This window comes from Acinetobacter sp. yr461, from assembly GCF_900110445.1.
GTDB lineage: Bacteria > Pseudomonadota > Gammaproteobacteria > Pseudomonadales > Moraxellaceae > Acinetobacter > Acinetobacter calcoaceticus.
In genome coordinates this window covers 1-26,542 of record NZ_FODU01000013.1, presented here as the reverse complement: position 1 = coordinate 26,542, position 26,542 = coordinate 1, and the positions used below count along the sequence as shown (strand labels likewise).

Below are 26,542 nucleotides of genomic sequence, written 5' to 3'. Positions count from 1 at the left end.
ATTAACCGTTATTTTGCTTCTCTTTGATTTCTGCCAAAGTTTTGCAATCAATACATAAAGTTGCCGTTGGACGTGCTTCTAAACGACGTAAGCCGATTTCGATACCACACGTTTCACAGAAACCATAGTCTTCATTTTTAATGGCTTCCATAGATTGTTCGATTTTACGAATTAACTTACGTTCACGGTCACGTGTACGCAATTCAATTGCAAACTCTTCTTCTTGGGTAGCACGGTCATTTACATCTGGCAATGCAGTTGATTCGTCTTGCATCGTATTCAACGTACGATCAACTTCAGACATCAATTCAGCTTTCCATGCTTGCAGAATTTGTCGGAAATGCTCGAGCTGTCCTTCAGACATGTACTCTTCATTTTTCTTAGGTTGATAAGGTGCAATACCAAATAAACTTGCAGTTGTGCCTATATCAGAAGTTTTAGGTTTCACTTTACGTGCACGTTTTGCAGAAGCTTTTTCACCTTCCACTACAACTTCTGTATGTTCATCCAAAACTTGGTTGTGGTTGTCATTCGCCATAATAGGGCATTCCTCATCATACACGTATTATCTATACGCAAAAAATATGGTGATATGCAAGTGTTTTTATAGAAAACCATCGATGGATTTTACCATCGGGTCGTCATCATATAGATTTTTCCTGCAAGATGATAGTCATTCCGACCCGTAAATATTTTCAAAACGTGTTTACCCTAGTCATAATTGCATATAAGCATATAAAAAATAGAGCTAATAGCCTGAAATATCAGTATTTATAAGGCCCTGAAAACTTTCAAGACGGAAGACTTCGGTTTCAAAACTACCATCGTTTTTTAGACGAATGTAACGGTAGCCGGGAGCATTTTGGTCTAGGGCAAAGTCATTACTAAACGGTTTAAACTGAACACTGGTCGATGGGGTCGAGAAAAACTCGATCCCTTGCCAAGTGTTGAGTGAGTCTTGGTGAACATGCCCGCAGACTAAAGCTTTTACATTTTTAAATGGAGCTAATGTTGTAAGCAACGCATTAGAATTTTGTAACTTGTGATGATCAATCCATTTGGATTTCATTGCAAAAGGATGATGATGACAAGCCAATAAAACAGGGTTATCTGAAAATTCTTCGAGTAATGTCGCTAAATTTTGTAGTTGTTCTGGTGACAGGTGTCCATCAATCTGACCTTGTACCGCACTATTTAATAAAATAACACGCCAGTTTCCTAAGCCAATCACCACAGGTTCCTGATGGTTTTCTTTATGCAATGGAAAATAGTCAACGTTATCATGATTACCCAGTGTCTGAAAAAATGGCAGACCTAACGTTTGCATATATTGAATATAACGTTTGTACGTAATAGGCGTTGGTGCTTGAGCCAGATCTCCAGTATGGATAATGGCATCAGTTTCAGGATGTTTTTTCAGGATCTGTTGAATAATTGCATGAAAAGTTTCTTCAGGATTCATCCCCACAAATTCTAAGTGCGGATACTCCAATAGGTGAGTATCGGTAATTTGTATAATGACATGGTCTTTTTGTGAAAGTGTTGAGACTTGAAAAGTCACCGTCCTACCTCGTCGGATTTTATTATCGTTGTGATGTGTTGAGACAGCCATTGTAACGCCATAATGACAGGAGCATTTCTTAAACGTCCGCTGTCGAGTAGAGTCTGGATTTCACTATAATTAAATAAGTGCAGTTGAATATTTTCACCTTCATTATCTACACCAAAAACGCCGCCTTCAGCAGGTAAATCGGTTTCGCTAACATAGAGATGAAATAACTCCGAGCACGCACCAGCTGACGGATAAAAGCTAAATAGATGTTGTAACTCCTGAACTGCACACCCTGACTCTTCGAGGCTCTCTCGACGAATACAACTCTCGGGTGTTTCATCACCGTCTAACACGCCTGCGATTATTTCCAGTTGCCATGGGGAGTGAAGGTCATCTAAAGCACCAACACGAAACTGTTCAATCAATGCGAACTGTTGTTTTTGATCGTTGTAGAGTAAAACGCCTGCAGCCTCAGGGCGATGAATAAGCTCGCGCTGTATTACAGGGGTATATTCAGACTGGTTAAATAGACGATGTCGAAGGCTGACTTTTTCAACCTGAATAAAACCGCGGAATACATATTCACGGGATGTTATTTCGACATCTTCAGATATATAGCTTGGATGTTCAACAATGCTCATGAGCCAGTCAGGATAAAATCTATTTATTTCATCCTAACTGAGAATCAGAGCTAGGCAAGTGTTTTTTTTGAATATTTACACTTTGTGATACAGTTTTTGTCCTTGTTCTTGATAAACCTCTTTCATGGTTTTGAGGCCTTCTTCAACCTCTGTATTGATATTGGTGAGGTTGTTGGCATAGTCACGAACATTCTGGGTGATTTTCATCGAGCAGAACTTTGGTCCGCACATTGAGCAAAAGTGTGCAGATTTGTGAGCTTCTTTCGGTAAGGTTTCATCATGCATACTACGAGCTGTGTCAGGGTCCAGACTTAAGTTGAACTGATCATCCCAACGGAATTCAAAACGCGCTTTTGATAAGGCATTATCGCGAACCTGTGCACCTGGATGTCCTTTCGCAAGATCGGCCGCGTGAGCTGCAAGCTTGTAGGTAATAATCCCGTCTTTAACATCTTTCTTGTTTGGTAGACCCAAATGCTCTTTTGGTGTGACATAGCAAAGCATAGCCGTGCCATACCAACCAATCATGGCTGCCCCAATTGCAGAAGTAATGTGGTCGTAACCCGGAGCGATATCGGTCGTTAAAGGCCCAAGCGTATAGAATGGTGCTTCTTTACAAACTTCTAGCTGCAAGTCCATGTTTTCTTTAATCATGTGCATTGGTACGTGACCAGGGCCTTCAATCATGACTTGAACATCATGTTCCCATGCACGATGAGTGAGTTCACCGAGTGTTTTAAGTTCGCTGAATTGTGCTTCGTCATTTGCGTCTTGGATACAGCCCGGACGTAGGCCATCGCCTAAACTGAACGAAACATCGTAGGCTTTCATGATTTCACAGATTTCATCGAAATGTGTGTACAAGAAGTTTTCTTCATGATGCGCTAAACACCACTGCGCCATGATTGAACCACCACGAGACACAATACCAGTCAAACGGTTTGCGGTGAGTGGTACGTAGCGAAGTAATACGCCTGCATGAATCGTGAAGTAGTCAACGCCTTGTTCAGCTTGTTCGATGAGCGTGTCTTTAAAGATTTCCCAAGTCAGGTCCTCTGCAACGCCATCCACTTTTTCTAATGCTTGATAAATTGGCACGGTGCCGATTGGAACAGGTGAGTTACGAATAATCCATTCACGTGTTTCATGAATATTTTTACCTGTCGACAAATCCATAATGGTGTCAGCACCCCAACGGGTTGCCCATGTCATTTTGGCAACTTCTTCATCAATTGAAGAACCAAGCGCTGAGTTACCAATGTTGGCATTAATTTTAACCAAGAAGTTACGACCAATAATCATTGGCTCAAGTTCTGGGTGGTTAATGTTTGCAGGAATAATTGCGCGACCTTCAGCAACTTCTTGGCGAACAAATTCAGGTGTAATTTCTTTTAAATTTTTTGCACCAAAATTTTGTCCCGGATGCTGGCGCGTATCAACACCTTCACGCTGGCGCTGATTTTCGCGAATTGCAATATATTCCATTTCAGGTGTGATAATACCTTGCTTGGCATAGTGCATTTGAGAGACATTTTTGCCAGCTTTGGCACGGCGTGGATTTTGAATGTGGGCAAAGCGAATATCTGCGGTACGGATATCTTTTAAACGTTCCTGACCAAACGTTGAAGTTAAGCCAGAAAGTACGTCAGTATCATTACGTTCTTCAATCCAGTTTTGGCGAACTGAAGGTAAACCTTTGTCTAAATCAATTTGAACATTTGGGTCGGTATAAACACCTGAAGTGTCATAGACCATAACAGGGGGATTATGTTCGCCACCAAGTCCGGTTGGGGTATCGGTGAGAGAAATTTCCCGCATTGGAACCTGAATGTCAGGGCGAGAGCCTTCAATATAAACTTTTTTTGAAGCGGGTAAGATGCGAGTTAAATCTTTTGCATCTTGTTCATGTTGCGCTGAAATTTCAACAGAAGAGAGATTCGTTAACTGGTTCATTACATGATCCTTATGAATAACATCAACGAATCAAGCACGACCAAAAACGATGGCGGATTTATCTTTACGAGATAAATTTGAGGCTTTAGTTTTTAGATGGCTTGATTCCTACGCAGGTCTTAACCTGATCAGGTTCAACGGTACTTGTGATCAAACTTGTGTTGCGATAACACGAAATTTACACAATCTCAGCGAGCTATTACTCGCGCTCCGTCAAGCGAATTACAGACTAACATGATTTAGGTTGGCTGGCATTGTCAATTTGTATCTATACAAACCGCATCCATATGGCAGTCACGATAGACTTCCGTGTTCCATGGCGAATCAAATTTTAATAGCTGCTCAAGTTGTTCATGAGTCACCTGATAATTTGATTTTTCATCGCCATTCTTATCAGTTAAATCTATTTTAAATTGCTTATTGCGCTCTTCTACAGGCGTGGCAATAAACTTAAGAAATTGCTGGGCAGGTTTTGCTAAACTCGATTGGTTTTGTGTAGATAGAAAGCGGATTTGCTGAAGGGCATCTTTATCAAACCATGTGTTCGGTGCATATTCATCTGAAACAGGGGTGTTATCTAGGCCAAAGAAAATAAAGTAGCGATATTCGTTAAAGAGTAGTTTTGCATCACTAATAAAGTGGCTTTTTGGATATTTTTGAATAAATTTTTCCCAAAACAGCGCCCGTTCAGTAAGTTCTTTCCACGAAACAGCCAAAGCACCATCGTTATAGAAAATATCCTGATTGTCTTTCGCCATACGAGTTAGGAACTCTTTTTGGTCCGCGGTTAATGCTTTAGAAAAAACATCGACTAGATAGTTTGGCTGACGTCGATAGGTAAACATGCCTTCGCCTTGATAAAGGAGGTCAATATAGGCTTCACCATTATGTTGAAGTAAGTATTGGTCACGTGGGCTCAGTTGGTCGAATAATTTTTTCTGGCTTTGGATGACTTTTTTAGGGTCTTGTTGTTTTTGTTCTAAAACGGCATAGCCAAAAGATTCAAAAGCTCTGGCTGTTTTGTCAGTGTAGTCTTGCTTTAGAAAACGTTGATACATGATAGTTGATGCATTAATAAGCTTAAGCTGCTCATCATTCTTTAAAGATGGAACACATGTTTTCAGCTTCTCATTAATTTGATTTAAGTCTTCTATTTTACTGTTCTGATTAATCTTCTGTATTGCGGCATTGATTTCGATACAGCTATTGTTTTGTTTGCTTACAGGCTTTTGTTCAGTTGATTTTTGCTCTTTAGAAACAGCTTGATCTTGCTGCGATGTTTTATTACATCCAGATAAAATTAGTGCGCTACACATACTCATCATTAGAAATTTTTTCATCATTGTATTTTTATCGAAGTGAACATTGATCAAATTATAACTCGGAAAAAGATTGCATCATTGTTAGAAATCTTTATTATTAGGTAGATCGGTCTACTTAAAAATAAAACTATGAATGATAAAACAGCGAGACAGAAAATTCTCGATGCAGCAGCAACTTTGTTTTATAACGATGGCATTATTGCAACTGGAATTAACTCGGTTACGGCAAAAGCAGATGTTGCTAAGATGTCGCTTTATAATAATTTTTCTTCAAAAGGCGAGCTTGTTGATGCCTACATTGCTGCACGGCATCAAGAATGGCTTGATCTTTATCAAAAACGTTTAGAGACAACAAAATCAGTTACAGAAGCTATTCTGGCAGTGTTTGATGCATATCAAGACCATGCAGAATTTGCCTATGAAAAAGGCTTTCGAGGATGTGGTTTGCTTAATGCTGCGGCTGAGTTTCCAGCGAATAGCGCAGGACGAAATGCGGTAAGGCAGCATAAAGAAGAAGTCGAGGCTATTGTTGCTGAACATTTAAAAAGCTTATTACCAGATGCTCAGCGAGTTAGCTACGTGGCTACGCAGCTTTCCTTCCTTTTAGAGGGTTCTATGGCAAGAGCTGGGTTGGAAGGAAGTAGTCGTCAGCTTCTATTGGCAAGACAAATGGCAGAAGATCTTCTAAAGAGAGAAGGCCAACATGATTAGCCTCATTAAAAATAGTAGTTATGGCGGTACTATTGCGATTTTAGTTGCCTCTGTTTTATGGGGAACAACAGGTACTGCAGCCGCCTTTGCACCAACACTTGGACCACTTGCCATTGGGGCTGTGGCTATGGGAGGCGGAGGTCTTTTACAAGCTTTGGTTGCATCGCGGGCGATACGAGAAAACCGACAATTTATAAGGCAAAACCTTCTAATACTGCTTTTAGGTGTTGTGGCAGTTGGTATTTATCCTTTGGCCTTTTATTCCTCAATGCATTATGCAGGAATTACGATTGGCACCGTGGTTTCTATTGGTGCAGCGCCACTGATCGCAGCAATTTTAGAACGATTCTTTGATCGCAAGTCTTTGTCGGCGATCTGGTTCTTAAGTTTTATTTTTGGTGTTATTGGGGTAAGTTTATTATCCATGGGTGAAAACCATGCGGTCCAAGAGGGTACAAATGAATGGAATAAAATCTTCGGTATTTTTCTTGGGCTTGTCGCGGCTACAACTTATTCACTTTATTCATGGGCTGCTAAAAGATTAATAGATCGGGGGGTTGCTGCTAAAGCTGCAATGGGAATGATTATGGGTGGTGGAGCAGTTATTTTGCTTCCTACTTTACTGGTTACAGGTGGAGGGTTGTTGCAAAGTTCAACCAATTTACTTGTTGCTGGATATATGATGCTGATTCCTATGTTTTTAGGTTATTTACTTTTCGGCTTTGGTCTAAAAACAGTAAATGCCAGTAAAGCGACGACCTTAACTTTATTTGAACCTTTAGTTGCCGCACTTTTTGCCATCGTGTTGGTTGGTGAGCATATTTCATGGGTGGGTTGGATCGGCATGTTTTTGATTTTTATTTGTATTTTAATATTGTCAAAAAAATGAGAACGCTTAAAAAAACTAAAACTTTTAATGGCTTGAGTTTGCTTGGAATTTTTCTTAGTCTTAAAGGCAAGTTTTATCGTTGATTTGAACAATGAAAATAAAATTAATGGTCGCTGTTGGCCTTTGGAGTTTTGCATCTTCCAGTTTTGCTCTAGATTTAGTTGAAGCTTATGAGCGCGCAAAACAAAATGACCCGACATGGCAAGCCAATCAACAACAATTTGAAGCAGATCAACTTAATTTAGGCTTGGCAACTGGTGCCTTATTACCAACGGTCACATTGTCAGGAAATATTACTCGTAATCGGCAAACGGTGAAGCGTTCTAATTTTCCTGGAGTTGATCAGGAAGGGCTTTCAGATGCCTTGGTGAGTAATACTTCAACCACTCGTCAAGCGACTTTAACTGCACGTCAACCACTGTTTCGAATGGATGCTTGGGAAGGTTATAAGCAAGTTAAAACCTCGGTTGCCTTAAGTGAAATCACTTTAAGATTGCAAAAACAAGACCATGTTTTAAATGTAGCAGAAGCCTATTTTAATGTGCTGCGTCAGCAGGCATTAAGCGTTGCATACTTACAAGAAGAAAAAGCTTTGCTTGAACAACTTAATATGATGAATGCCAAGCTCAAAGAGGGTTTGGTGGCGCGTAGTGATGTGAGTGAAGCAAATGCTCAATATCAAAATGCCAGAGCCAATCGTATTTCAACCAATGTTCAATTACTTTTAGCCCAAGAACAGCTTTCCGAATATATTGGTGCTTATCAAGATAAGCTTGCAGTACTGCGAAGTGATTTTAGTTTTCAAAAGCCGTATCCAGCCCAGCTTAATGATTGGCTTTCGTTGGCGCAGCAAAAAAATCTAAAGATTCAGCAAGCACGCTTACAGCAACGATATAGCGAAGATCAGCGTCGTGTGGAAAAGGCCGCGCTTTATCCTCAAATTGATGCGGTTGCAAGTTATGGATATACAAAGCAGACACCAGAGACACTCATCTCGACTGATGGAAAATTTGATCAGGTCGGTGTGGAAATGAACTGGAATTTATTTAATGGTGGGCGTACTAAAACATCCATTAAAAAAGCGACTGTAGAGGCTAGTAAAGCTCAGGCACAACTTGATGCGGCCATTCGCCGTGCCAATGTCGATGTGAAAAGTGCATATATGCAGGTAGATACAGACCAAGCAAAACTCGAAGCACGAAAAGCTGCAATGGATTCGTCTTCGCTTGTTTCTCAAGCTTCAAAAGCGAGTTATAACGAAGGCTTAAAAAGTATGGTTGATGTTTTATTAGCGCAGCGTAATGCTTTTTCGGCAAAACAGGATTATCTTAATAGTCAGTATGACTACTTATTGAATGTACTTCGGTTAAAAGCTGCGGTAGGCCAGTTAGGCGAAAAAGATCTGGTCGAATTAAACAGCTGGCTAACCTATCAGTGAGCAAAAAAAAGCTTTTATCTGAATTTTAATTTTGTCATAAAAACTTAATGATTGCTGTGTTCTAATGCTCAATCATTTTATTCCTGCGCCATCATGTTGGAGGCTTCCCTTGAGTCCAAGTAATCCGGTGTTAAGCCATCATATTTCTTCTCAATTTAATGAAGATTTGCAAGATGTAAACACAAAGTTCATGACCATGGGTGGCTTGGTCGAACAACAGGTGGCGAACGCAATTCATGCCTTGCTTGATACAGATGCAAATTTAGCGATTGATGTTCAATTTAAAGATAATGCCGTGAATCAATATGAACGTGATATTGATGAAGGTCTTACGCTAATTTTGGCACGTCGTCATCCGGCAGCGATCGACTTGCGTATGGTTATTGCGATGAGCAAAGCCAATACCGATCTTGAGCGTATTGGTGATGAAGCTGCCAAAATTGCCCGTATTGCGCAAAACCTCTGTGAAGAAGGTGGTTCTCCACGTGGCTATATGGAAACTCGTCATATTGGTAACCAAGTTCGTGTCATGATTCATGACGCACTTGATGCTTTTGCGCGTTTAGATGCAGATCAGGCTTTACGTGTGCTTTTAGCCGATGCAGATATTGACCGTGAATACCAGTCAGCAACACGTACTTTAATGACTTATATGATTGAAGATCCACGCCATATTGCTCGTGTAATTAATGTAATGTGGGTGTTACGTTCTTTAGAGCGTATTGGTGACCATGCCCGTAACATTGCTGAGCAAGTGATTTACATGGCAAAAGGCTTTGATGCCCGCCATACCAAAATTGAAGAAATTGAAGCTAAAGTTCACGAAAAGTAATCTTAAGCTGAAATATTTAAAGGCCTTGTTTGAAACAAGGCTTTTTTATTTTTTAAAATAATAGATAAAAAAATGTCCCGAACTTTGGGGGGAAGTTCAGGACAGAAAATCAAGTGCATAAACACGACAGGGATCGTGTTCTTCTTGCTATGAATTGATATTAAGTTCTTTGCTTTTTGATGTCATGTAGAATCCTGTTCGCTCTATGTAAGGCTTTTTATGCTTGTGTAAGTTTCACGTAAAAAAAGGCGGATCTATGTATATAGACCCGCCTTTTTAATGATGAGTAAGCTGAAACAAACCGATTATTCTGGTTTCCAGCCTTCAGCTTTTTCTACGCTTTCATCATTGTTAAAGAACTTCTCACGTTGTTCTTCAAGGAACTTCTTCGCATCTGGTTCAAACACGTTTAAGCGTTTTTCATTAATCAGCGTAGTTTGGTGTTTTAACCATTCTTGCCATGCTTGCTTAGAAACATTTTCAAAAAAATCTTGGCCTTTAGCACCTGGGAAAGGAGCGAAGTCTAGACCTTCCATTTCCTTTTGATATTTGCGGCAAAATACTTGTCGACTCATGTTTTATCCTTAAGCGTATAACTGTTCTAAACGTGTATGGGCACGAGCAATTGCAGCTTCTACCTGTTTTGGTGAAGTTCCACCAATATGATCACGTGCATTTACTGAAGCTTCTAGTGTTAGAGCTTTATCAAACACATCTGCTGTGATTAAGTCAGAGAATTGTTGTAATTGCTCAAGCGTTAATTCAGATAAATCTTTTTCTTCAGCTACGCCTAAAGCAACTGCTTTACCTACAATTTCATGAGCATCACGGAAAGCAACGCCTTTTTTCACTAAATAGTCAGCAAGATCGGTTGCAGTTGAAAAACCGCGAAGCGCAGCTTCACGCATAATTTCAATATTTGGAACCAATGCAGGAATCATGTCTGCGAAAGCCATGAGTGAACCACGAACCGTATCGATTGCATCAAATAAAGGTTCTTTATCTTCTTGGTTGTCTTTGTTGTACGCCAATGGTTGACCTTTCATTAGCGTGAGTAAGCTAATTAAATCACCAAATACACGACCTGATTTACCACGGATCAGTTCTGGAACATCCGGATTTTTCTTTTGTGGCATGATTGAAGAACCAGTACAGAAACGATCAGGAATATTCACAAATTTGAACTGTGCAGAAGTCCAAAGAATCAGTTCTTCTGACATACGTGATAAGTGCATCATAATTAAAGACGCAGCTGCATTAAACTCAATGGCAAAGTCACGGTCAGATACAGCATCAAGAGAGTTTTCACACACAGCTTCAAAACCTAATAATTCTGCTGTGTAAGCGCGGTCAATTGGATATGTCGTACCGGCAAGAGCGGCAGAACCAAGTGGTAGACGGTTAACACGCTTACGGCAATCTTGAAGACGCTCAGAGTCACGTACTAACATTTCAAACCATGCTAATAGGTGATGACCAAAAGTCACTGGCTGTGCAGTTTGCAGGTGAGTGAAGCCAGGCATAATCGTATTTACATTTTTGGCAGCTAAGCCTAACAAGCCTTTTTGTAAGCGCTCTAATAATTTTAAAATGTCATCAATTTCGTCACGTAGATAAAGACGAATATCGGTTGCAACCTGATCGTTACGGCTACGACCGGTATGTAATTTTTTACCTGTAATACCAATACGTTGAGTCAAACGTGATTCAATGTTCATGTGAACATCTTCAAGATCGATGCGCCATTCAAAGGTTCCAGCCTCAATTTCTGAGCGAATGGTGCTTAAACCTTCAATAATGTCATCGCGTTCTGCTTCTGTGAGTACGCCAACTTTCGCAAGCATGGTAGCATGCGCAATCGAACCGGCGATGTCTTGTTTATAAAAACGCTGGTCAAACTGAACAGAGGCGGTAAATTCGGCTACAAAAGCATCCGTCGCTTCAGAAAAACGACCACCCCACATACCTGAGGTTTGGTCTGGGGTTACTGAATTAGGGGGATTTGAAGATGTGGTCATGGTGGCTCAGTAAAATAAAAAAGAGTATATCACTTGCCGAAGCTCAACAAACAAAGTTGTTTCCTACAGCATACCGAAATCAAAATTCCTCCTATTTTTTTACGAAAAACGGGCGTTGGCAACACTTATTCGAATTAATTATCGCAAGTAACATTTTGGCACTGGTTTTGGCACTGGCTGAAGCTCAGTCATGGCAAGCATTAAGCGGTGGGCGCCTTTTACAATACATCGTTTTTATTAATTGGATCATCTTGTCCTTTTTTGCGCTGGTTGAACGCTTTCAGCATTTTTTTAGCAGCTTACGTCAAGAATTTGCCTTGGCTATTGGTTTTGTCATGCTGCAAGGTATTGTTGTTTTGACGACCTTAATGAGTAATTTTTTTCAGTTTGGTCTTTTAAATAAACATGCTTCTTTAACACAGGGCTGGAGCATTTATTTTACCAATGTGCCTTTATATCTAAGCTACGGGATATTACTAGGGGCTTTCTGCTTGCGCTATCTCTATGTGAGAGAGCAATGGCTACATCAACAATATGCAGAGTTAAATGCGCGTATTCAGGCCATGCAGGCGCGAATTCATCCTCATTTTTTATTTAATAGTTTAAATAACGTGGTGAGCTTAATTGCGATAGACCCAGATAAAGCCGAAGGTATGTTGATTAGCCTGTCACGCTTATTTCGCGCAAGCTTCCAAGAATTAAAATTGGTCAGTCTGCATGAAGAAATCGAGCTGAGTAAACAATATTTAATGATTGAACAGGTGCGTTTGGGCGAGCGCTTAAAAGTAGATTGGAAAATTGAGCTTTCATCTGTGCAATTAAAACAGATCACTATTCCTTTATTGACATTACAACCTTTGTTAGAGAATAGTATTTTTCATGGGGTAGAACCAATGATAGGTAAGGCAACCATCGGGGTATTGGTTGAAATATTGCAAAATCAGGTCAGTATAGTCATTACCAACCCATATACAGACGATACAATAAATTCACGGAAAGGGCATGGAATCGCGCTTGAAAATGTAAAACAACGCCTGAAAGCATATTATGGGAACTCCGTTAGATTTCAGGTTTATAAAGGTGAAACCTTATATACCACCATTATGAGCTATCAATATCAAACAAAATAATAAGTTAGTCAGAGTTAACCATAAAAAAATGGATCAAGTTAACGGTGACAAGGAGGATGAATGAAGGTGCTGATTTGTGATGACGAACCACTTGCAGTGGAGCGATTATCACGTTTAGTTTCAAAGATGGGACATGAAGTTGTAGCAACAACTCATCATGGACAGGAAGCCTTGGAACAGGCGCGGCTTCATCAACCGGATGTAATCTTACTTGATATTCAAATGCCAGGTATGAATGGTCTTGTCTGTGCAGAACAGTTAAGTCAGCTGAACCCTAGGCCTGCGATTGTATTTTGTACAGCCTATGATCAACATGCATTGGAAGCGTTTAAATCTCAGGCTCAAGCTTATCTTCTTAAACCGATCGACCCTCAAGAACTTGAACAAGTTTTTAGTCAATTGACTCAGCTTACTCGAGCACAGCTCAATGCTTTGCCACAACATGATTTTTTACATGATCTAAAAACACAGCGATATCAAATTGCCGCAAAAACCTATCGTGGAGTTGAGCTGATTCCTGTTGAGAATATTTATTATTTTTTAGCAGATCAGAAATATGTCACGGTGCGTCATCAAAATGGCAGTGTATTAATTGATGAAACATTAAAAGAGCTTGAAACCGAATTTGCAGATCAATTCATTCGCATTCATCGCAATGCGTTGGTTGCAGTTGCCTATTTAGATGGATTGGAGTTGGTCAGTTCGGGGCAATATCAGGTTCGATTACGTGGTTTAGATGAACGACTTTCGGTGAGTCGTCGACATTTATCTATGCTTAGAGACCGAATTCATCAGCTCTAAACTGAAAAAGAGTTATCTTGGACGTGCGAGATTTTACTTGCAATTTTAAGGGATCAAGTTAAGTTTAGGGTGTATTGTTTGACCAGCCCATGCTTGAATTTATGAAAACCTTGAAAATTGCTACACGACAAAGCCCACTTGCTCTTTGGCAGGCAGAATATATTCGTGCCCGATTACAGGAGCTTCACCCGGATTTAACGGTGGAGTTGGTTAAATTTGTCACGCAGGGCGATAAAATCTTAGATACGCCTTTAGCAAAAATTGGTGGGAAAGGGCTGTTTGTTAAAGAGTTAGAAGCAGCACTTTTAGATGGGCGTGCAGATTTAGCCGTACATTCAATGAAAGATGTCCCGATGGCTTTACCAGAAGGTTTAACCTTGGCGGTAATTTGTGAACGTGAAGATCCATTAGATGCTTTCGTTTCAAATCAATTTGAAAAATTTGCTGATCTACCTCAAGGTGCAAAAGTTGGTACATCAAGTTTACGTCGTAAATCTCAGATTTTAAAACAACGCCCTGATTTGCAAATTATTGATTTGCGTGGAAATGTTGGAACACGTTTAGGGAAGCTAGATGATGGTCAATACGACGCGATTATTTTGGCCAGTGCTGGTTTGAAGCGTTTAGGATTGTCAGAACGCATTCGTCATTGTTTAACACCAGACATTAGTTTGCCTGCTGTGGGTCAAGGTGCATTGGGTTTGGAATGCCGTGCAGCTGACAACGAAGTATTATCTTTAATTCAACCTTTATTACACCAAGAAACAGATGTTTGTGTACGTGCTGAGCGTGCCTTTAATGCTTATCTTGAAGGCGGTTGTCAGGTCCCAATTGCAGGTTATGCCACACTACAAAATGGACAAATCCATATTGAAGGTCGTGTCGGAAGTGCCGATGGTCAAACATTATTACGTGCTGAACTGACAGATGAAGCCAGCAATGCTCAGCAATTGGGTGAAAACCTTGCTCGAAACTTACTTGATCAAGGTGCTGGTGAGCTATTAAAGGCTCTCTACTAAGCTATGTTGTTTATTAATACTCGACCTGATTCGCGTGCTGCAGAATTAACAGAAGTTCTGCAAAAAGAAGGTTATCAGGTTGAGTCTTTACCTCTTTTAGAACTCGTTGCTAAACCCTTTTCCGAACATTTACTTCAACTTTACCAACAATTAGTTAAGGCACAAGCTATCGTTGTAGTGAGCCCAACCGCCGTTGATGTGGGGATGAAGTATTTACTGCAAAGCGGTTTAAAACTATCTGACTTGAAGCATATTCAGTGGATTGCCGTTGGACAGTCAACGGCCAATTGTCTAAATGAGTATGGAATAGAAGCCCATATTCCAGATGTTGAAACCTCTGAGGGGATGTTAAATCTACCTATTCTCCATAATATGAGGCAGGCTTGTAGCGTCGCTTTTTGGCGAGGAGAAGGTGGACGTCAATTTATGATGGAGACCTTGCAACAGCAAGAAATTCAGATTTTAAATTTCGTTTTATATCATCGGCAGTGCCCAGAAACCTCATATTCTACATTCAAACATCTGACACAGAATTCAAATTATAATTTAAACAAATGGCTGGTCTTAATTACGAGTGAGGCGAGCTGGAAGTATTGGTTAGAGCTTTGTTCAAAAAATAATGTACAACCTGATTGTGTATATTTGGTTTTAGGACCACGTCTTTTTCAAATTGTTAAAGAATATCGCGATCGGCAACAGGCTCATTTTCACATTATTCAACTTGAAAATTTATCGCCTTCGGGGATGATTCATCACATTCAGGCATTATAAGGATTCGTATGAGAAAACTTGTTTCTATCATCATTTTACTGGGCATGGCTTGGTTGGCTAAGCTCAGTTACGATATGTGGCAAATTTCTCGTACTGTTCCTGAGCTTAAGCAAAGTTTGCTTCAATCAGAACAGCACTATGCCAATCTAAATGATCAATTGGTTGCTTTACAACGACAATTACAGAATCAACCTGTAAATACAGGGAATAAACTGAGTCCGGCTGGCAATTTAGAAGTCCCGCCGATGGGTATTGCCCCTACAGTTTTAATAAAACAAAAGTTAGATTTAATTCAATTTGCAATTGATCAGCAGCAATTGATTTACGCAGTTGATCAATTAAACCAGTTACAGCAATCTCTTCTACACTATGAAATTGCCCCTGCATTGCAACATAGCTTGAACCAATCGCTTGAGCAGGATAAACAGGCAGTTCAACAATTCACATTGGCCCAAAATCAACGCCATCAATTGATTGACGATTTATTACAAACGATTGATAAAAATATTCAGCAAGCCTTAGGTCAGCCTAAACTTGAGATGGATCAATCCGAGTCTGTGTCTTGGTGGAAAAAATGGTTCCGTATAGAAAAAGTAGAAACGCCGTCTATTAATTTAATGAATCGAAGTGTAGTGCTCAAAGAAGTGCAATTAAGATTATTAATTGCTGAACAGGCACTCAATGAAGGGAAAATGACAGAGTACCAAAATGAGTTGCAGTCTGTGATGCAAAAGCTAGATGAAATGCCTGATGCAACGAGTCAGCAGTTAAAAAAACGTATTGCTAAAGTGGCACATTTATCGGTAGTGCCTGTTCCTAAATTATCTACACTTGGTCTAATTGGCTCATAAGGAGGAGATATGAAACACCTCCTGTCGGTTTATTTCGTAATTAGCTTAATACTCTTTGCAGCTTTAGCTTTATTTAGTTATGGCTATGGAATGGGGTATGTCTATATCTACTGGCGACAATTGCAGTTGCAAACAAATGTCTGGGGATTAACCCTTGCTTTTGTGGTAGTGAGTTTTATTGCTCAACTCATATGGCTTTGGGTTAAACGTTATTCCTCTCGTGAACAAAGAAAAAGTGAAAACATCTTCCAGTTTAAAAACCTTCATCCCTATGAACAATTAGGTATTGTCTGGTTATTAGAGGCTGCCGAAGACCAACGTGTATTTATTGAACGTGTTTTTACTCAATCAGGACTTTTAAAAAATATTATTGATGCCAAGTTTCTGGTTTTAAGTGGAGACTATCCAAAAGCATTAGCTGCTTTAGATCAATCACCACCCATGGCATTTGAATTGGCCGAGTTACAGCGAATCGAAATCTTCTTAGCTGAAAACGAGGCTGACCGCGCATTAACTCATCTTGAGTTTTTATACCAGCATCAGTTATCGCCTTGGCTTGAGGAAATAGAAACCGCTTACCAGCAAAGATTAACTGCGTTATGGGGACAATTAGCGCTGCAACATCCATGGGTATATTTGCGGTCAATGAAGTATGGATTATTAGATGCTGAACACCGTGATTTATGGTTGCAGCAGCTTCTTCAGCAGTTTGATCAAGCTTCTATCGATGATCTACATGCTTTGCAACAACGTTATCTGGATTTAGAGTCTGAGATCCAAACTCGACCTTATAGCAGTAAGTTGTTATGGCTCAAACTATTAGCACGTATGCCTGATATGAGCATGCAGCATGCAGCCTTAACACTACACTTATTAAAAGAGCAGTTTGATCCAGAAGTGTTTTACCTGTGGTTTCAGCAACAGTTGCTTAAACAGGTTCCAGACTATGCTGATGTTGAAGAAAAAATTATTGAGCTTGAAAATCAATATATGAATTTGCCAGTTTTAACTTTTGCAAAATGGCATGTCTATATGGCAACCGGACGTCAAGCAGAGGCTGAAACATTATTAACATTATATCCAGATAATATTTTAATGAGCTATTTGCGTATTAAGTCTACCCTTAAAGAAGATGAAGTGTTAATCAATCAGTTAAACCTAATCTTTGAAAATGATGCGAATTTTTTAAAATTTAAAATATGAGGCAAAAATGAAAGAACTGTCTGTCTACCCGATAATATATGAACAGAAAGTAGCGTGGGGAGATATGGACGCTTTTGGTCATGTCAATAATGTACGATATTATCGATATATTGAAAGCTCACGTATTTTATATATGGAAGCGATAAATATATTAACCCCACAATTATATACCGTTGTCGCTTCAAGCCAATGCAAATACTTAAAGCCCGTTTTTTATCCCGATGTATTGAAAGTCGGTGTTCGCGTGGAAGAGCTCCGTAATAGTGCATTCCGTATGGCTTATATATTATGGAGCGAAACACAACAACAAATCGTAGCTACGGGTGAAGCTCTTATGGTATGCGTAGATAAATTAACAGAACGAAAATGTGAAATACCTCAAGAGATAAAACAAAAAATTATTGAGCTAGAAAAATCTGTCGGACATGACTTAATACATTTATCTTAAATAAATATTAATAAAATATATGTCATTTATAATTGATAATGTAATTAAAAGGTAATTTTTTGGATTATTCTGATGAACACGGCTTTCAAACTATTGCTTATTGAATAGATTATAAATAATATTGGTCTTGATTTTATGTTTTTAAATTTTGTCTGTATTATTTTGAATTGTCTGTAAGACTGGAGTATTTATTAATGAAACCGGATATCAGTGAATTATCTGTAGAAGAGTTAAAACGTTTACAAGCAGAAGCTGAAGCTTTAATTGTAAGTAAAAAAGATCAAGCAATTGAAGATGCTTATAATCAAATTATCGAGATCGCTGAAAATGTAGGTTTTAGTGTTGAACAACTTCTTGAGTTTGGTGCTCAAAAACGTAAGAAAACAACACGTAAATCTGTTGAACCGCGTTACCGCAACAAAAACAATTCTGAAGAGACTTGGACTGGCCGTGGTAAACAACCACGCTGGTTAGTTGCTGAAATTGAAAAAGGCGCAAAACTTGAAGATTTCTTAATCTAATCGTATTGCTGATCTAAAAAGCCAGGCAAATTTGCCTGGCTTTTTTATGCGTGAAAATATTTAAAATTTTGCTATAAATATTATTTAAGAATTTGAGTGTTTAAATTCATCTTTAAATAGATTGTTGAGATCAAATGTACATTTAGTAAGTTGATTAGCCAGTTTTCATGATTTTGTCATACGTTCAACTTATAGTCTTAATACAGAAGCCAAGCCTGATTGCTTGGTTTTTTTATATGAAGTGAATTGGCGATGTTGAAAAAGTATGCATAATGTCAGACTAGGGAGCTACTCTCAAAATAAGGACGATAATTTGCATGTTGGTAAGGCTGAATGAAGAAAAAGTCTAAGCAGTGGAAGTGGTGGTTATTTGCCCTCATTGCATTTTTAATTTTTATTATTTTACAGATCCCAGCGACGTGGCTTATTTCTAAATTTTCAAAGAATAATCAAACTCTACACAATGTAAGTGGAAATATCTGGCAGGGCCAAGCAGATTGGCGGCGCGGTACTTTGAGAGGCTCGATTCATTGGAAAACTAGACCTCTTGACCTGTTTTTATTAAGGTTCGCTGCTGATGTGGATATCCATAGTGGAAATACCCAATTATCTGGGGTAATGGCCTATGGTGTTGGTAAAAAAGTACTTGTTAGAGCAATGAATGGTCAAATTGCGCCTGAAACATTAAAACAAATTGTGAACTGGCAATGGCCTGTGAACAGTATCCAGTTAAAAGATATTGATTTTAATTATAAAAAAGAGCAAGGTTTCGCTGCAGTTGATGGTCAATTGCATTGGGGTGGTGGTGCTTTAATTTATAATATTGGTGACCGTCAAGACCGGATGAATATGCCTTCTTTAAATGGGCAATTAACGGATCAAAATGGTCAATTACAGATTGATATACGTGATCAACGCAGTCAAAAAATGGCAAATCTTCTATTAGATGCCAATATGATGCTTGATGTGCAGCTTACACAAAGATTATTACTGAATATTCCGTCTTATGATGGAAAAGCCGGTTTAGATACTTTTGTCATTAGTTCTCGTCAACCCTTAATACAAGGGGGTAACTAATAATGAAAGTATGGATTGAGAAATTACAGCAACTACAATGGCAAAAATTAGACCGGTTAAGTGTTGTCGTATTTGCCTTTTTAATTTTATGGCTGTGTTGGAAATTGGCTTCATTATTTTGGTGGGTCATTGCACCTCCCCAAATGATGCAATTCGATCGGGTAGAGTTGGGATCACAGCAGCCGCAAATTCCTAACATTAGTACTTTTTCGATTTTTAATGAACCTTCAGCCAATGCAGCTCAGGAAAATGTCAACCTAGAATTGCAGGGTGTGATGGTGGGCTATCCGAACCGTTTTTCCTCAGCGGTTATTAAGCTTGATAATACTGCTGACCGATATCGGGTGGGGGAAACAATAGGCTCTACATCTTATCAGTTGGCAGAAGTTTATTGGGATCACGTTATATTGCGTCAAGGTAATGGCAGTACTCATGAACTTCAGTTCAAAGGTTTGCCAAACGGTTTATATCAGCCCATGACGCCAGATGCTTCACAACCAACTGCTATAGCGTCTCAACCATCGGCACCTGTTAATACGACTCAAGAAGCGCTTGGACAGGCTATTCAGCAAATGCAAGGGAACCGTGAACAATATCTACGTGATATGGGCGTAAGCGGTAACTCAAGCGAAGGTTTTGAAGTTACAGAACGTACACCCACTGCGCTTCGAAATAAGTTAGGTTTAAGGCCGGGTGACCGGATTGTTTCTTTAAATGGTCAAACGGTTGGGCAAGGACAAACGGATGTGCAGTTACTTGAACAAGCTCGTCGAGCTGGGCAAGTGAAAATAGAAATAAAACGTGGTGATCAAGTGATGACCATACAACAAAATTTTTAGTGATAACACGTCACCATAAGAGTTAGGAATTATCGCAAGTTATGGCTTTATTGAATCATCAACGTCCACTTTGGGCATTACTTGCAGCAGCCCCATTGATTGCGACAGTGAGCAGCAGCGTCTATGCCCAGACATGGAAGATCAATTTACGTGATGCTGACTTAACTGCATTTATTAATGAAGTTGCAGACATCACGGGGAAAAACTTTGCAGTAGATCCGCGAGTGCGTGGCAATGTCACAGTAATATCGAATAAACCCCTCAATAAAGATGAAGTTTATGATCTGTTTCTTGGGGTCTTAAATGTAAATGGGGTTGTGGCAATTCCTTCTGGGAACACCATCAAATTGGTGCCAGATAGCAATGTTAAAAATTCGGGAATTCCTTACGATTCTAGAAATAGACTGCGTGGTGATCAAATTGTCACTCGAGTCATTTGGCTTGAAAATACCAATCCAAATGACTTAATTCCAGCACTTCGCCCTTTAATGCCACAATTTGCACATATGGCTGCGATAGCAGGCACTAATGCGCTGATTGTTTCGGACCGAGCTGCGAATATCTATCAACTTGAAAATATCATTCGTAACCTTGATGGTACGGGGCAAAATGATATTGAGGCAATAAGCCTCCAATCGAGCCAAGCGGAAGAAATCATTACTCAACTTGAGGCAATGAGCGCAACTGGAGCTTCGAAAGATTTTAGTGGTGCACGTATTCGTATTATTGCAGACAACCGAACGAATCGTATTTTGGTAAAGGGTGATCCTGAAACACGTAAGCGCATTCGCCACATGATTGAAATGCTGGATGTGCCTTCAGCAGACCGTTTAGGGGGCTTAAAAGTTTTTCGACTGAAATATGCGAGTGCAAAAAACTTATCTGAGATTTTACAAGGTCTCGTAACAGGGCAGGCTGTTTCTTCGTCAAATAGTAATAATGGTTCTTCTAACTCGTCGAATCCGATCAATAATTTAATGGGTAATAACCAAAATTCAAACTCAACAAATTCAGGTTCAACTGGTACATCAATTTCCACTCCTTCAATAAACCTGAATGGTAATTCAAATAACAACAATCAGAACAGTATCTCTAGCTTTAGCCAAAATGGTGTGAGTATCATTGCGGATAATGCCCAAAACTCGTTAGTGGTTAAGGCTGATCCACAATTAATGCGTGAAATTGAATCTGCTATCCAGCAACTCGATGTTCGCCGTCAGCAAGTTTTAATTGAAGCTGCCATTATTGAAGTTTCAGGAGATGATGCAGATCAACTCGGAATTCAATGGGCGCTAGGTGATCTATCTAGTGGAATAGGCTTGCTTAGCTTCAGTAATGTGGGTGCAAGTTTATCTTCTATTGCTGCTGGTTATTTGTCTGGTGGTTCGGCTGGAGCGGCATCCGCTATTGCTGGTGGTGCCAATAAAGGTAATGGTGCAACTTTTGCTGTAGGTAATTTTGAGAATTCCCGTAAGGCTTATGGTGCATTAATTCAAGCCCTCAAAGCTAACACCAAATCAAATTTACTTTCGACACCATCCATTGTGACTATGGATAATGAAGAGGCTTATATTGTTGTAGGTCAGAACGTTCCATTTGTAACAGGGTCGGTCACTACGAACAGTACAGGTATCAATCCATACACAACTGTTGAACGCAAAGATGTCGGGGTGACATTAAAAGTTGTTCCACATATCGGTGAAGGTGGTACGGTTCGTCTCGAAGTTGAGCAAGAAGTTTCGAATGTTCAGACCAGTAAAGGTCAGGCAGCCGATTTAATTACTAATAAACGTGCTATTAAAACTGCTGTATTGGCCGAGCATGGACAAACAGTTGTTTTAGGTGGTTTGGTGTCTGATGATGTTGAGCTCAGTCGTCAAGGTATTCCTGGGTTAAGCAGCATTCCATACCTAGGTAGGTTATTCCGTTCAGACAGCAGAAGTAATACGAAGCGTAATCTTCTTGTCTTTATTCATCCAACAATTGTGGGTGATGCAAATGATGTGCGCCGTTTGTCTCAGCAGCGCTATAATCAGCTTTACAGCTTGCAATTGGCGATGGATCAAAATGGCAATTTTGCTAAACTGCCTGAGCAGGTCGATGATGTCTATAATCAAAAGATGACACTGCCAAGTGTTACCTCTCAGCCAAAAAATTATCAACAAGTTCCTTCGGGTGGAAAAAGCTCGACAGTAACCACACCCGTAGCAGTGGAACCTGTGGTTCGAAAGCAAACCTTACAGTTGCCTGAGCCTGAAATTAATCGTACTAAAAATACAGTAACAACAACGACACTGCGTCCAAGCACAGCGCCGTAGTAGCATGTTATGATTGATAAAAAGTGAAATAGGACATATACATGACTTGGAAATTACAAGCAATTACTGGCGAAATTACTGGCCAAGAAATTAGTATTGATCGTGATATGTTGGTAGGGCGCCATCAAGATGCTGATGTGTTGTTGCAAGCTGCTGAAATTTCACGTCGCCACGCTGCATTGCTTTTAAAAGATCAATTGCTATGGGTGCAAGACCTTAATTCATCGAATGGCACATTCATAAACGATATTCGTATTGAGCAAGAAAAACAGCTGCATGATGGTGATATTGTTCAATTTGCTAGCTTTAAATTTTCTGTATTAGCGCCTGTGCAGGAAATAGAGGATTTGCCTGAAATTGAAGTAGAGCCTGTAAATACGGCTCCATCTCAAGATTTAAGCGATCAAGGGATGCCAAGCCTTACAGAGCGTGCTGCTGAAATAGAAGTCAGTCGCGATGGTATGCCGCAGAATATCTCTATTCCAAAACCTGCACCGATCCCGGAAGGTGTAGATGTTAATGTACAACCACAACAGACACCAGTTGCCTTTGATGAGCCTGTTTCTCGTGTTGCTGAAGAAAAAGAGCAACAGAAGAATGCCTCAGTTGGTTTGATCACTATTATTATTTTAGTAATCTTAGCTTTATTGGCATGGTTGTTCTTTAAATAATCCGTTGGTGCTTTTACAATCAAGGCATGCTAAACGCATGCCTTTTTAATTTTGAGTATAAGAAGATGTCTGTTGCACAACTAAATAAGCGCGATTTAATTTTATTTGACCTTGATGGAACGTTAGTTGACTCTGCAGCTGATTTATATCGATCCATGAATTTAAGTTTACAAGCGCTAAGTTGGCCATCGGTAACTGAAGCACAAATACGAGAATGGGTAGGTAAAGGAGCTTCAAAACTTTGTGAAAGTGTTTTGCTTCATATATTTGGAAAATTAGATACCGAACAACATAAAGTTTTATTACAAAAATTTGTGGATGTATATGGTGCGGAGCTTTGCGTAAATACTCAAATTTATCCTGGAGTAACTGAGTTTTTAAAGCATTGTAAAGCTTTGAATATAAATATGGCATGTGTTACCAATAAGCCTGTGCAACTTGCTCAAGGATTACTTGATGCATTGGAACTTTCTTCTTATTTTCAAGTTGTATTGGGTGGTGATAGCTTGCCAGAGAGAAAACCACATCCATTGCCTTTGTTACATTGTATGCAAAGTTTAAAGATATCTGCTTCGCACGCGCTAATGATTGGCGATTCAAGTAATGATATTGAGGCTGCACGCCGCGCGGGAATTGATTGTATTGTGGTTAGCTATGGCTATAATCATGGAGAAAATATCTATGATTGCCAACCTCAGCAAGTGGTTGATAGTTTGGCTGAGTTAATTATCTAATGAGTGAAATGGAGATCAGCATGAATAAGCGTATGGTTTTTCGATGGCGTGTCTAAATCGAAACTAGAAAAACACCGTTTTAAATCGAAACCATATTAGAGAAAAATTCATGACTACATTAGCGCAATTTGAACAACTTAAAGCATCAGGTTACAACACGATTCCAGTTTATCGCCAGCGTTTAGCAGATACGGAAACACCTCTATCTGTTTTTGCTCGTTTTAAGGACCAAAAACAAGCTTATTTATTTGAGTCGGTTGAAGGTGGTGAAAACTGGGCGCGCTATTCCATGATCGGTTTAGGTGAATCGACAGTTTTTTCATGTAATGCAGGGGTCTTGTCTATACAGCATGCTGATGGTTCGATCACACAAGAAGATTGTCTAGATCCATTTCAATATATTCGTGAATTTCAGAAGCAATTTACAGTGCCACCAGCTGAGCTTCTGCCAGCATTACCAAGTTTTACTGGCGGGCTAGTTGGTTATTTGGGCTATGATGCAGTTCGTTATATTGAGCCACGCTTAAAGAATGTACCTGCGGCTGATCCAATTGCGTTACCAGACTTGTGGTTGATGCTATCAAAGACAGTCATTGTTTTCGATAACCTTAAAGATACTTTATTTTTAATTGTCCATGCTGATACAACGCAGGCACATGCTTATGAAGATGCTCAGCAAAAGTTAGATCAATTAGAGCAGTTATTAGCTACACCAGTGAGTTTGCAAGCTAAGCCGCATACACCGCCTCATTTTGAATCGATTACGGGTAAGGCTAAGTTCCTTGAAACAATCGAGAAGGTAAAAGAATACATTAGAGCGGGCGATGTGATGCAGGTTGTTCCGGGCCAGCGTATGGTTTCGGACTTTGATGGTGAGGCTTTGCAAGTTTACCGTGCTTTACGTCATTTAAACCCTTCACCTTATTTGTTTTTGGTGCAGGGTCAGACCATTACAGATAACAAACCATTCCATATTGTAGGATCATCACCGGAAATTCTTTCTCGACTAGAAAATGGTATTGCGACAGTCCGCCCACTTGCAGGTACAAGACCGCGTGGAAAAACTAAAGAAGAAGACATCGCTTTAGAGAAAGATTTACTTTCTGATGAAAAAGAAATAGCAGAGCATTTAATGTTGATTGACCTTGGTCGAAATGATGTTGGTCGAGTTTCTAAAATTGGTAAGGTCAAAGTTACTGATCAAATGGTGATTGAGCGCTATTCGCATGTCATGCACATTGTTTCAAATGTGCAAGGCGAAGTTCGTGATGATATCGATGCCTTAGATGTATTTAAGGCAACCTTTCCAGCAGGTACTTTATCTGGTGCACCGAAAATTCGTGCAATGGAAATCATTGATGAAGTTGAGCCTGTTAAGCGAGGCGTTTTCGGCGGGGCAGTGGGGTATTTAGGATGGCATGGTGAAATGGACATGTCGATTGCAATCCGTACGTGTGTTATCCGTGATAAAAAGGTGTATGTGCAGGCTGGAGCGGGCCTGGTTGCTGACTCAAACCCTGAATCAGAATGGAATGAAACACAAATAAAAGCTCGCGCAGTGATCAAAGCGGTTGAATTATCGTCAAACGGATTGATTTTATGAGTTTTTAGCGATTTTTTTAAAAAAACCACTTGCATCGTTTGGAAGTTTTGCTAAACTGCACACCGTTCCGATACGAAACGTACGAAACACTAAGAAGCGCCGGCATAGCTCAGTTGGTAGAGCAACTGACTTGTAATCAGTAGGTCCACAGTTCGAATCCGTGTGCCGGCACCACCTAAAAGTGTGAAGTTGTTAAGTGAAGAATAACACTGAAATAAGTGTGAAGTGGTGAGATTCCCGAGCGGTCAAAGGGGGCGGACTGTAACTCCGCTACGAAAGTTTCGAAGGTTCGAATCCTTCTCTCACCACCATTAACTTCGATTGAAGTGCTAAGTATACCAGCATCGTGCGGGAGTAGCTCAGTTGGTAGAGCGGCAGCCTTCCAAGCTGCATGTCGCGAGTTCGACCCTCGTCTCCCGCTCCATCGAAGGATAATCGCTCTTATAGCTCAGTGGTAGAGCACTCCCTTGGTAAGGGAGAGGTCTCGAGTTCAAATCTCGATAAGAGCTCCAGATACAGTTTAGTAGATTTTCTACAAAGATTTAAAAAGCAGGCTTATTAGTCTGCTTTTCAAGTATTGGGTGTTTGATTTTTTAGGCGATATGTCGATGCTGGGTCTTACTCAGAATTGTGTTCGACGTAAACGAGGACTATAAACATGGCTAAGGCTAAGTTTGAACGTAATAAGCCACACGTAAACGTGGGCACAATCGGTCACGTTGACCATGGTAAAACAACTTTAACTGCTGCGATTGCAACTATTTGTGCAAAAACTTACGGCGGTGAAGCGAAAGATTACTCACAAATCGACTCAGCACCTGAAGAAAAAGCACGTGGTATTACAATTAATACTTCACACGTAGAATACGATTCTCCAATCCGTCACTACGCTCACGTAGACTGCCCGGGCCACGCCGATTATGTTAAAAACATGATTACTGGTGCTGCTCAGATGGACGGCGCGATCCTTGTATGTGCTGCGACTGATGGTCCAATGCCACAAACTCGTGAACACATCCTTCTTTCTCGTCAGGTTGGTGTACCTTACATCATCGTATTCTTGAACAAGTGTGACCTTGTTGATGATGAAGAATTACTTGAATTAGTAGAAATGGAAGTTCGTGAACTTCTTTCTACTTATGACTTCCCAGGTGATGACACTCCAGTTATCCGTGGTTCTGCGCTTAAAGCGTTGGAAGG

The 26,542-nt window shown here is 39.9% G+C and carries 26 protein-coding genes, 4 tRNA genes and 1 riboswitch; of the genes, 23 read left to right on the top strand and 7 right to left on the bottom strand.

The genetic code is table 11. The features are described 5' to 3' along the window. Position 1: 1 nt before the first annotated feature. The 5 genes from dksA to BMW38_RS15265 form a co-directional block, all read right to left on the bottom strand. Positions 2 to 538 carry an RNA polymerase-binding protein DksA gene (gene dksA / locus BMW38_RS15285; protein ID WP_004640678.1) on the bottom strand — a complete coding sequence of 179 codons (537 nt, stop codon included), beginning with the start codon at positions 536 to 538 and terminating at the stop codon, positions 2 to 4. A gap of 210 nt (positions 539 to 748) precedes the next feature. Continuing rightward, on the bottom strand, positions 749 to 1,561 hold the full coding sequence (cpdA, locus tag BMW38_RS15280; RefSeq protein WP_139193545.1) for a 3',5'-cyclic-AMP phosphodiesterase: 813 nt from the start codon (positions 1,559 to 1,561) through the stop codon (positions 749 to 751). Then, complete coding sequence (locus BMW38_RS15275; RefSeq protein ID WP_092709604.1) at positions 1,558 to 2,193, bottom strand: NUDIX domain-containing protein; 636 nt, start codon at positions 2,191 to 2,193, stop codon at positions 1,558 to 1,560. The genes cpdA and BMW38_RS15275 overlap by 4 nt, the downstream gene beginning before the upstream one ends. A gap of 75 nt (positions 2,194 to 2,268) precedes the next feature. Next, positions 2,269 to 4,146 (bottom strand): phosphomethylpyrimidine synthase ThiC, encoded by a 1,878-nt coding sequence (thiC, locus tag BMW38_RS15270; RefSeq protein ID WP_003654459.1) that lies wholly within the window; start codon positions 4,144 to 4,146, stop codon positions 2,269 to 2,271. An 88-nt stretch (positions 4,147 to 4,234) separates the two neighbouring features. Further along, positions 4,235 to 4,369: riboswitch (TPP riboswitch) on the bottom strand. 34 nt (positions 4,370 to 4,403) lie between these two features. Then, a complete protein-coding gene (locus BMW38_RS15265; RefSeq protein WP_213031181.1) occupies positions 4,404 to 5,489 on the bottom strand; it encodes a hypothetical protein in 1,086 nt (361 codons plus the stop codon). Positions 5,490 to 5,597: 108 nt separating this feature from the next. Between BMW38_RS15265 and BMW38_RS15260 the strand changes: the two genes are divergently transcribed. From BMW38_RS15260 to phoU, 4 genes are all read left to right on the top strand, one after another. Further along, a complete protein-coding gene (locus BMW38_RS15260; RefSeq protein ID WP_092709601.1) occupies positions 5,598 to 6,179 on the top strand; it encodes a TetR/AcrR family transcriptional regulator in 582 nt (193 codons plus the stop codon). After that, positions 6,172 to 7,068, top strand: a complete 897-nt coding sequence (locus tag BMW38_RS15255) for a DMT family transporter (RefSeq protein ID WP_092709598.1) — start codon at positions 6,172 to 6,174, stop codon at positions 7,066 to 7,068. Before BMW38_RS15260 ends, BMW38_RS15255 begins: the two co-directional genes overlap by 8 nt. A gap of 106 nt (positions 7,069 to 7,174) precedes the next feature. Then, on the top strand, positions 7,175 to 8,506 hold the full coding sequence (locus BMW38_RS15245) for a multidrug efflux outer membrane protein AbuO (RefSeq protein WP_092709595.1): 1,332 nt from the start codon (positions 7,175 to 7,177) through the stop codon (positions 8,504 to 8,506). A gap of 109 nt (positions 8,507 to 8,615) precedes the next feature. After that, positions 8,616 to 9,338, top strand: coding sequence for a phosphate signaling complex protein PhoU (phoU, locus tag BMW38_RS15240; protein WP_003654470.1), 723 nt, complete (start codon positions 8,616 to 8,618; stop codon positions 9,336 to 9,338). A gap of 305 nt (positions 9,339 to 9,643) precedes the next feature. Here phoU and BMW38_RS15235 read toward each other — a convergent pair whose 3' ends face one another. After that, the gene (locus BMW38_RS15235; RefSeq protein ID WP_004795121.1) at positions 9,644 to 9,913 is read right to left on the bottom strand and encodes an oxidative damage protection protein; all 270 of its coding nucleotides are present in this window, start codon (positions 9,911 to 9,913) and stop codon (positions 9,644 to 9,646) included. A gap of 9 nt (positions 9,914 to 9,922) precedes the next feature. Beyond that, the gene (argH, locus tag BMW38_RS15230; RefSeq protein WP_017387747.1) at positions 9,923 to 11,356 is read right to left on the bottom strand and encodes an argininosuccinate lyase; all 1,434 of its coding nucleotides are present in this window, start codon (positions 11,354 to 11,356) and stop codon (positions 9,923 to 9,925) included. Here argH and BMW38_RS15225 point away from each other — a divergent pair. From BMW38_RS15225 to BMW38_RS15135, 19 genes are all read left to right on the top strand, one after another. Further along, on the top strand, positions 11,347 to 12,486 hold the full coding sequence (locus tag BMW38_RS15225; RefSeq protein ID WP_092709592.1) for a sensor histidine kinase: 1,140 nt from the start codon (positions 11,347 to 11,349) through the stop codon (positions 12,484 to 12,486). The two genes, argH and BMW38_RS15225, sit on opposite strands and share 10 nt — an antisense overlap. A gap of 60 nt (positions 12,487 to 12,546) precedes the next feature. Next, positions 12,547 to 13,287, top strand: a complete 741-nt coding sequence (locus BMW38_RS15220) for a LytR/AlgR family response regulator transcription factor (protein WP_092709589.1) — start codon at positions 12,547 to 12,549, stop codon at positions 13,285 to 13,287. Between the two features lie 101 nt (positions 13,288 to 13,388). Then, the gene (hemC, locus tag BMW38_RS15215; RefSeq protein WP_035361079.1) at positions 13,389 to 14,306 is read left to right on the top strand and encodes a hydroxymethylbilane synthase; all 918 of its coding nucleotides are present in this window, start codon (positions 13,389 to 13,391) and stop codon (positions 14,304 to 14,306) included. 3 nt (positions 14,307 to 14,309) lie between these two features. Beyond that, positions 14,310 to 15,077 (top strand): uroporphyrinogen-III synthase, encoded by a 768-nt coding sequence (locus tag BMW38_RS15210; protein ID WP_092709586.1) that lies wholly within the window; start codon positions 14,310 to 14,312, stop codon positions 15,075 to 15,077. Between the two features lie 8 nt (positions 15,078 to 15,085). Then, positions 15,086 to 15,928: a hypothetical protein gene (locus tag BMW38_RS15205; protein ID WP_092709583.1), complete on the top strand. Its 843-nt coding sequence runs from the start codon at positions 15,086 to 15,088 to the stop codon at positions 15,926 to 15,928. 9 nt (positions 15,929 to 15,937) lie between these two features. Beyond that, positions 15,938 to 17,131: a heme biosynthesis protein HemY gene (locus BMW38_RS15200; RefSeq protein WP_213031180.1), complete on the top strand. Its 1,194-nt coding sequence runs from the start codon at positions 15,938 to 15,940 to the stop codon at positions 17,129 to 17,131. 7 nt (positions 17,132 to 17,138) lie between these two features. Further along, a complete protein-coding gene (locus tag BMW38_RS15195; RefSeq protein WP_213031179.1) occupies positions 17,139 to 17,579 on the top strand; it encodes an acyl-CoA thioesterase in 441 nt (146 codons plus the stop codon). Positions 17,580 to 17,773: 194 nt separating this feature from the next. Then, positions 17,774 to 18,100: an H-NS histone family protein gene (locus BMW38_RS15190; protein WP_092709580.1), complete on the top strand. Its 327-nt coding sequence runs from the start codon at positions 17,774 to 17,776 to the stop codon at positions 18,098 to 18,100. Positions 18,101 to 18,433: 333 nt separating this feature from the next. Continuing rightward, complete coding sequence (gspN, locus tag BMW38_RS15185; protein WP_092709578.1) at positions 18,434 to 19,177, top strand: type II secretion system protein N; 744 nt, start codon at positions 18,434 to 18,436, stop codon at positions 19,175 to 19,177. A gap of 2 nt (positions 19,178 to 19,179) precedes the next feature. Then, positions 19,180 to 20,016, top strand: coding sequence for a type II secretion system protein N (locus tag BMW38_RS15180; protein WP_092709575.1), 837 nt, complete (start codon positions 19,180 to 19,182; stop codon positions 20,014 to 20,016). A gap of 41 nt (positions 20,017 to 20,057) precedes the next feature. Next, complete coding sequence (gspD, locus tag BMW38_RS15175) at positions 20,058 to 22,334, top strand: type II secretion system secretin GspD (protein ID WP_092709573.1); 2,277 nt, start codon at positions 20,058 to 20,060, stop codon at positions 22,332 to 22,334. A gap of 41 nt (positions 22,335 to 22,375) precedes the next feature. After that, a complete protein-coding gene (locus tag BMW38_RS15170; protein WP_092709570.1) occupies positions 22,376 to 23,005 on the top strand; it encodes an FHA domain-containing protein in 630 nt (209 codons plus the stop codon). Positions 23,006 to 23,070: 65 nt separating this feature from the next. Next, positions 23,071 to 23,739 carry a phosphoglycolate phosphatase gene (locus BMW38_RS15165; protein ID WP_092709567.1) on the top strand — a complete coding sequence of 223 codons (669 nt, stop codon included), beginning with the start codon at positions 23,071 to 23,073 and terminating at the stop codon, positions 23,737 to 23,739. A 109-nt stretch (positions 23,740 to 23,848) separates the two neighbouring features. Further along, a complete protein-coding gene (gene trpE / locus BMW38_RS15160) occupies positions 23,849 to 25,342 on the top strand; it encodes an anthranilate synthase component I (protein ID WP_017391174.1) in 1,494 nt (497 codons plus the stop codon). A gap of 98 nt (positions 25,343 to 25,440) precedes the next feature. Continuing rightward, positions 25,441 to 25,516 (top strand) — tRNA-Thr (locus tag BMW38_RS15155). A gap of 53 nt (positions 25,517 to 25,569) precedes the next feature. Further along, positions 25,570 to 25,653 (top strand) — tRNA-Tyr (locus BMW38_RS15150). Between the two features lie 37 nt (positions 25,654 to 25,690). Continuing rightward, positions 25,691 to 25,766: transfer RNA gene (locus tag BMW38_RS15145), tRNA-Gly, on the top strand. Between the two features lie 13 nt (positions 25,767 to 25,779). After that, positions 25,780 to 25,854: transfer RNA gene (locus BMW38_RS15140), tRNA-Thr, on the top strand. Positions 25,855 to 26,000: 146 nt separating this feature from the next. Next, positions 26,001 to 26,542: GTP-binding protein (locus BMW38_RS15135; RefSeq protein ID WP_139193544.1), on the top strand; the 542-nt coding region annotated here is incomplete at its 3' end.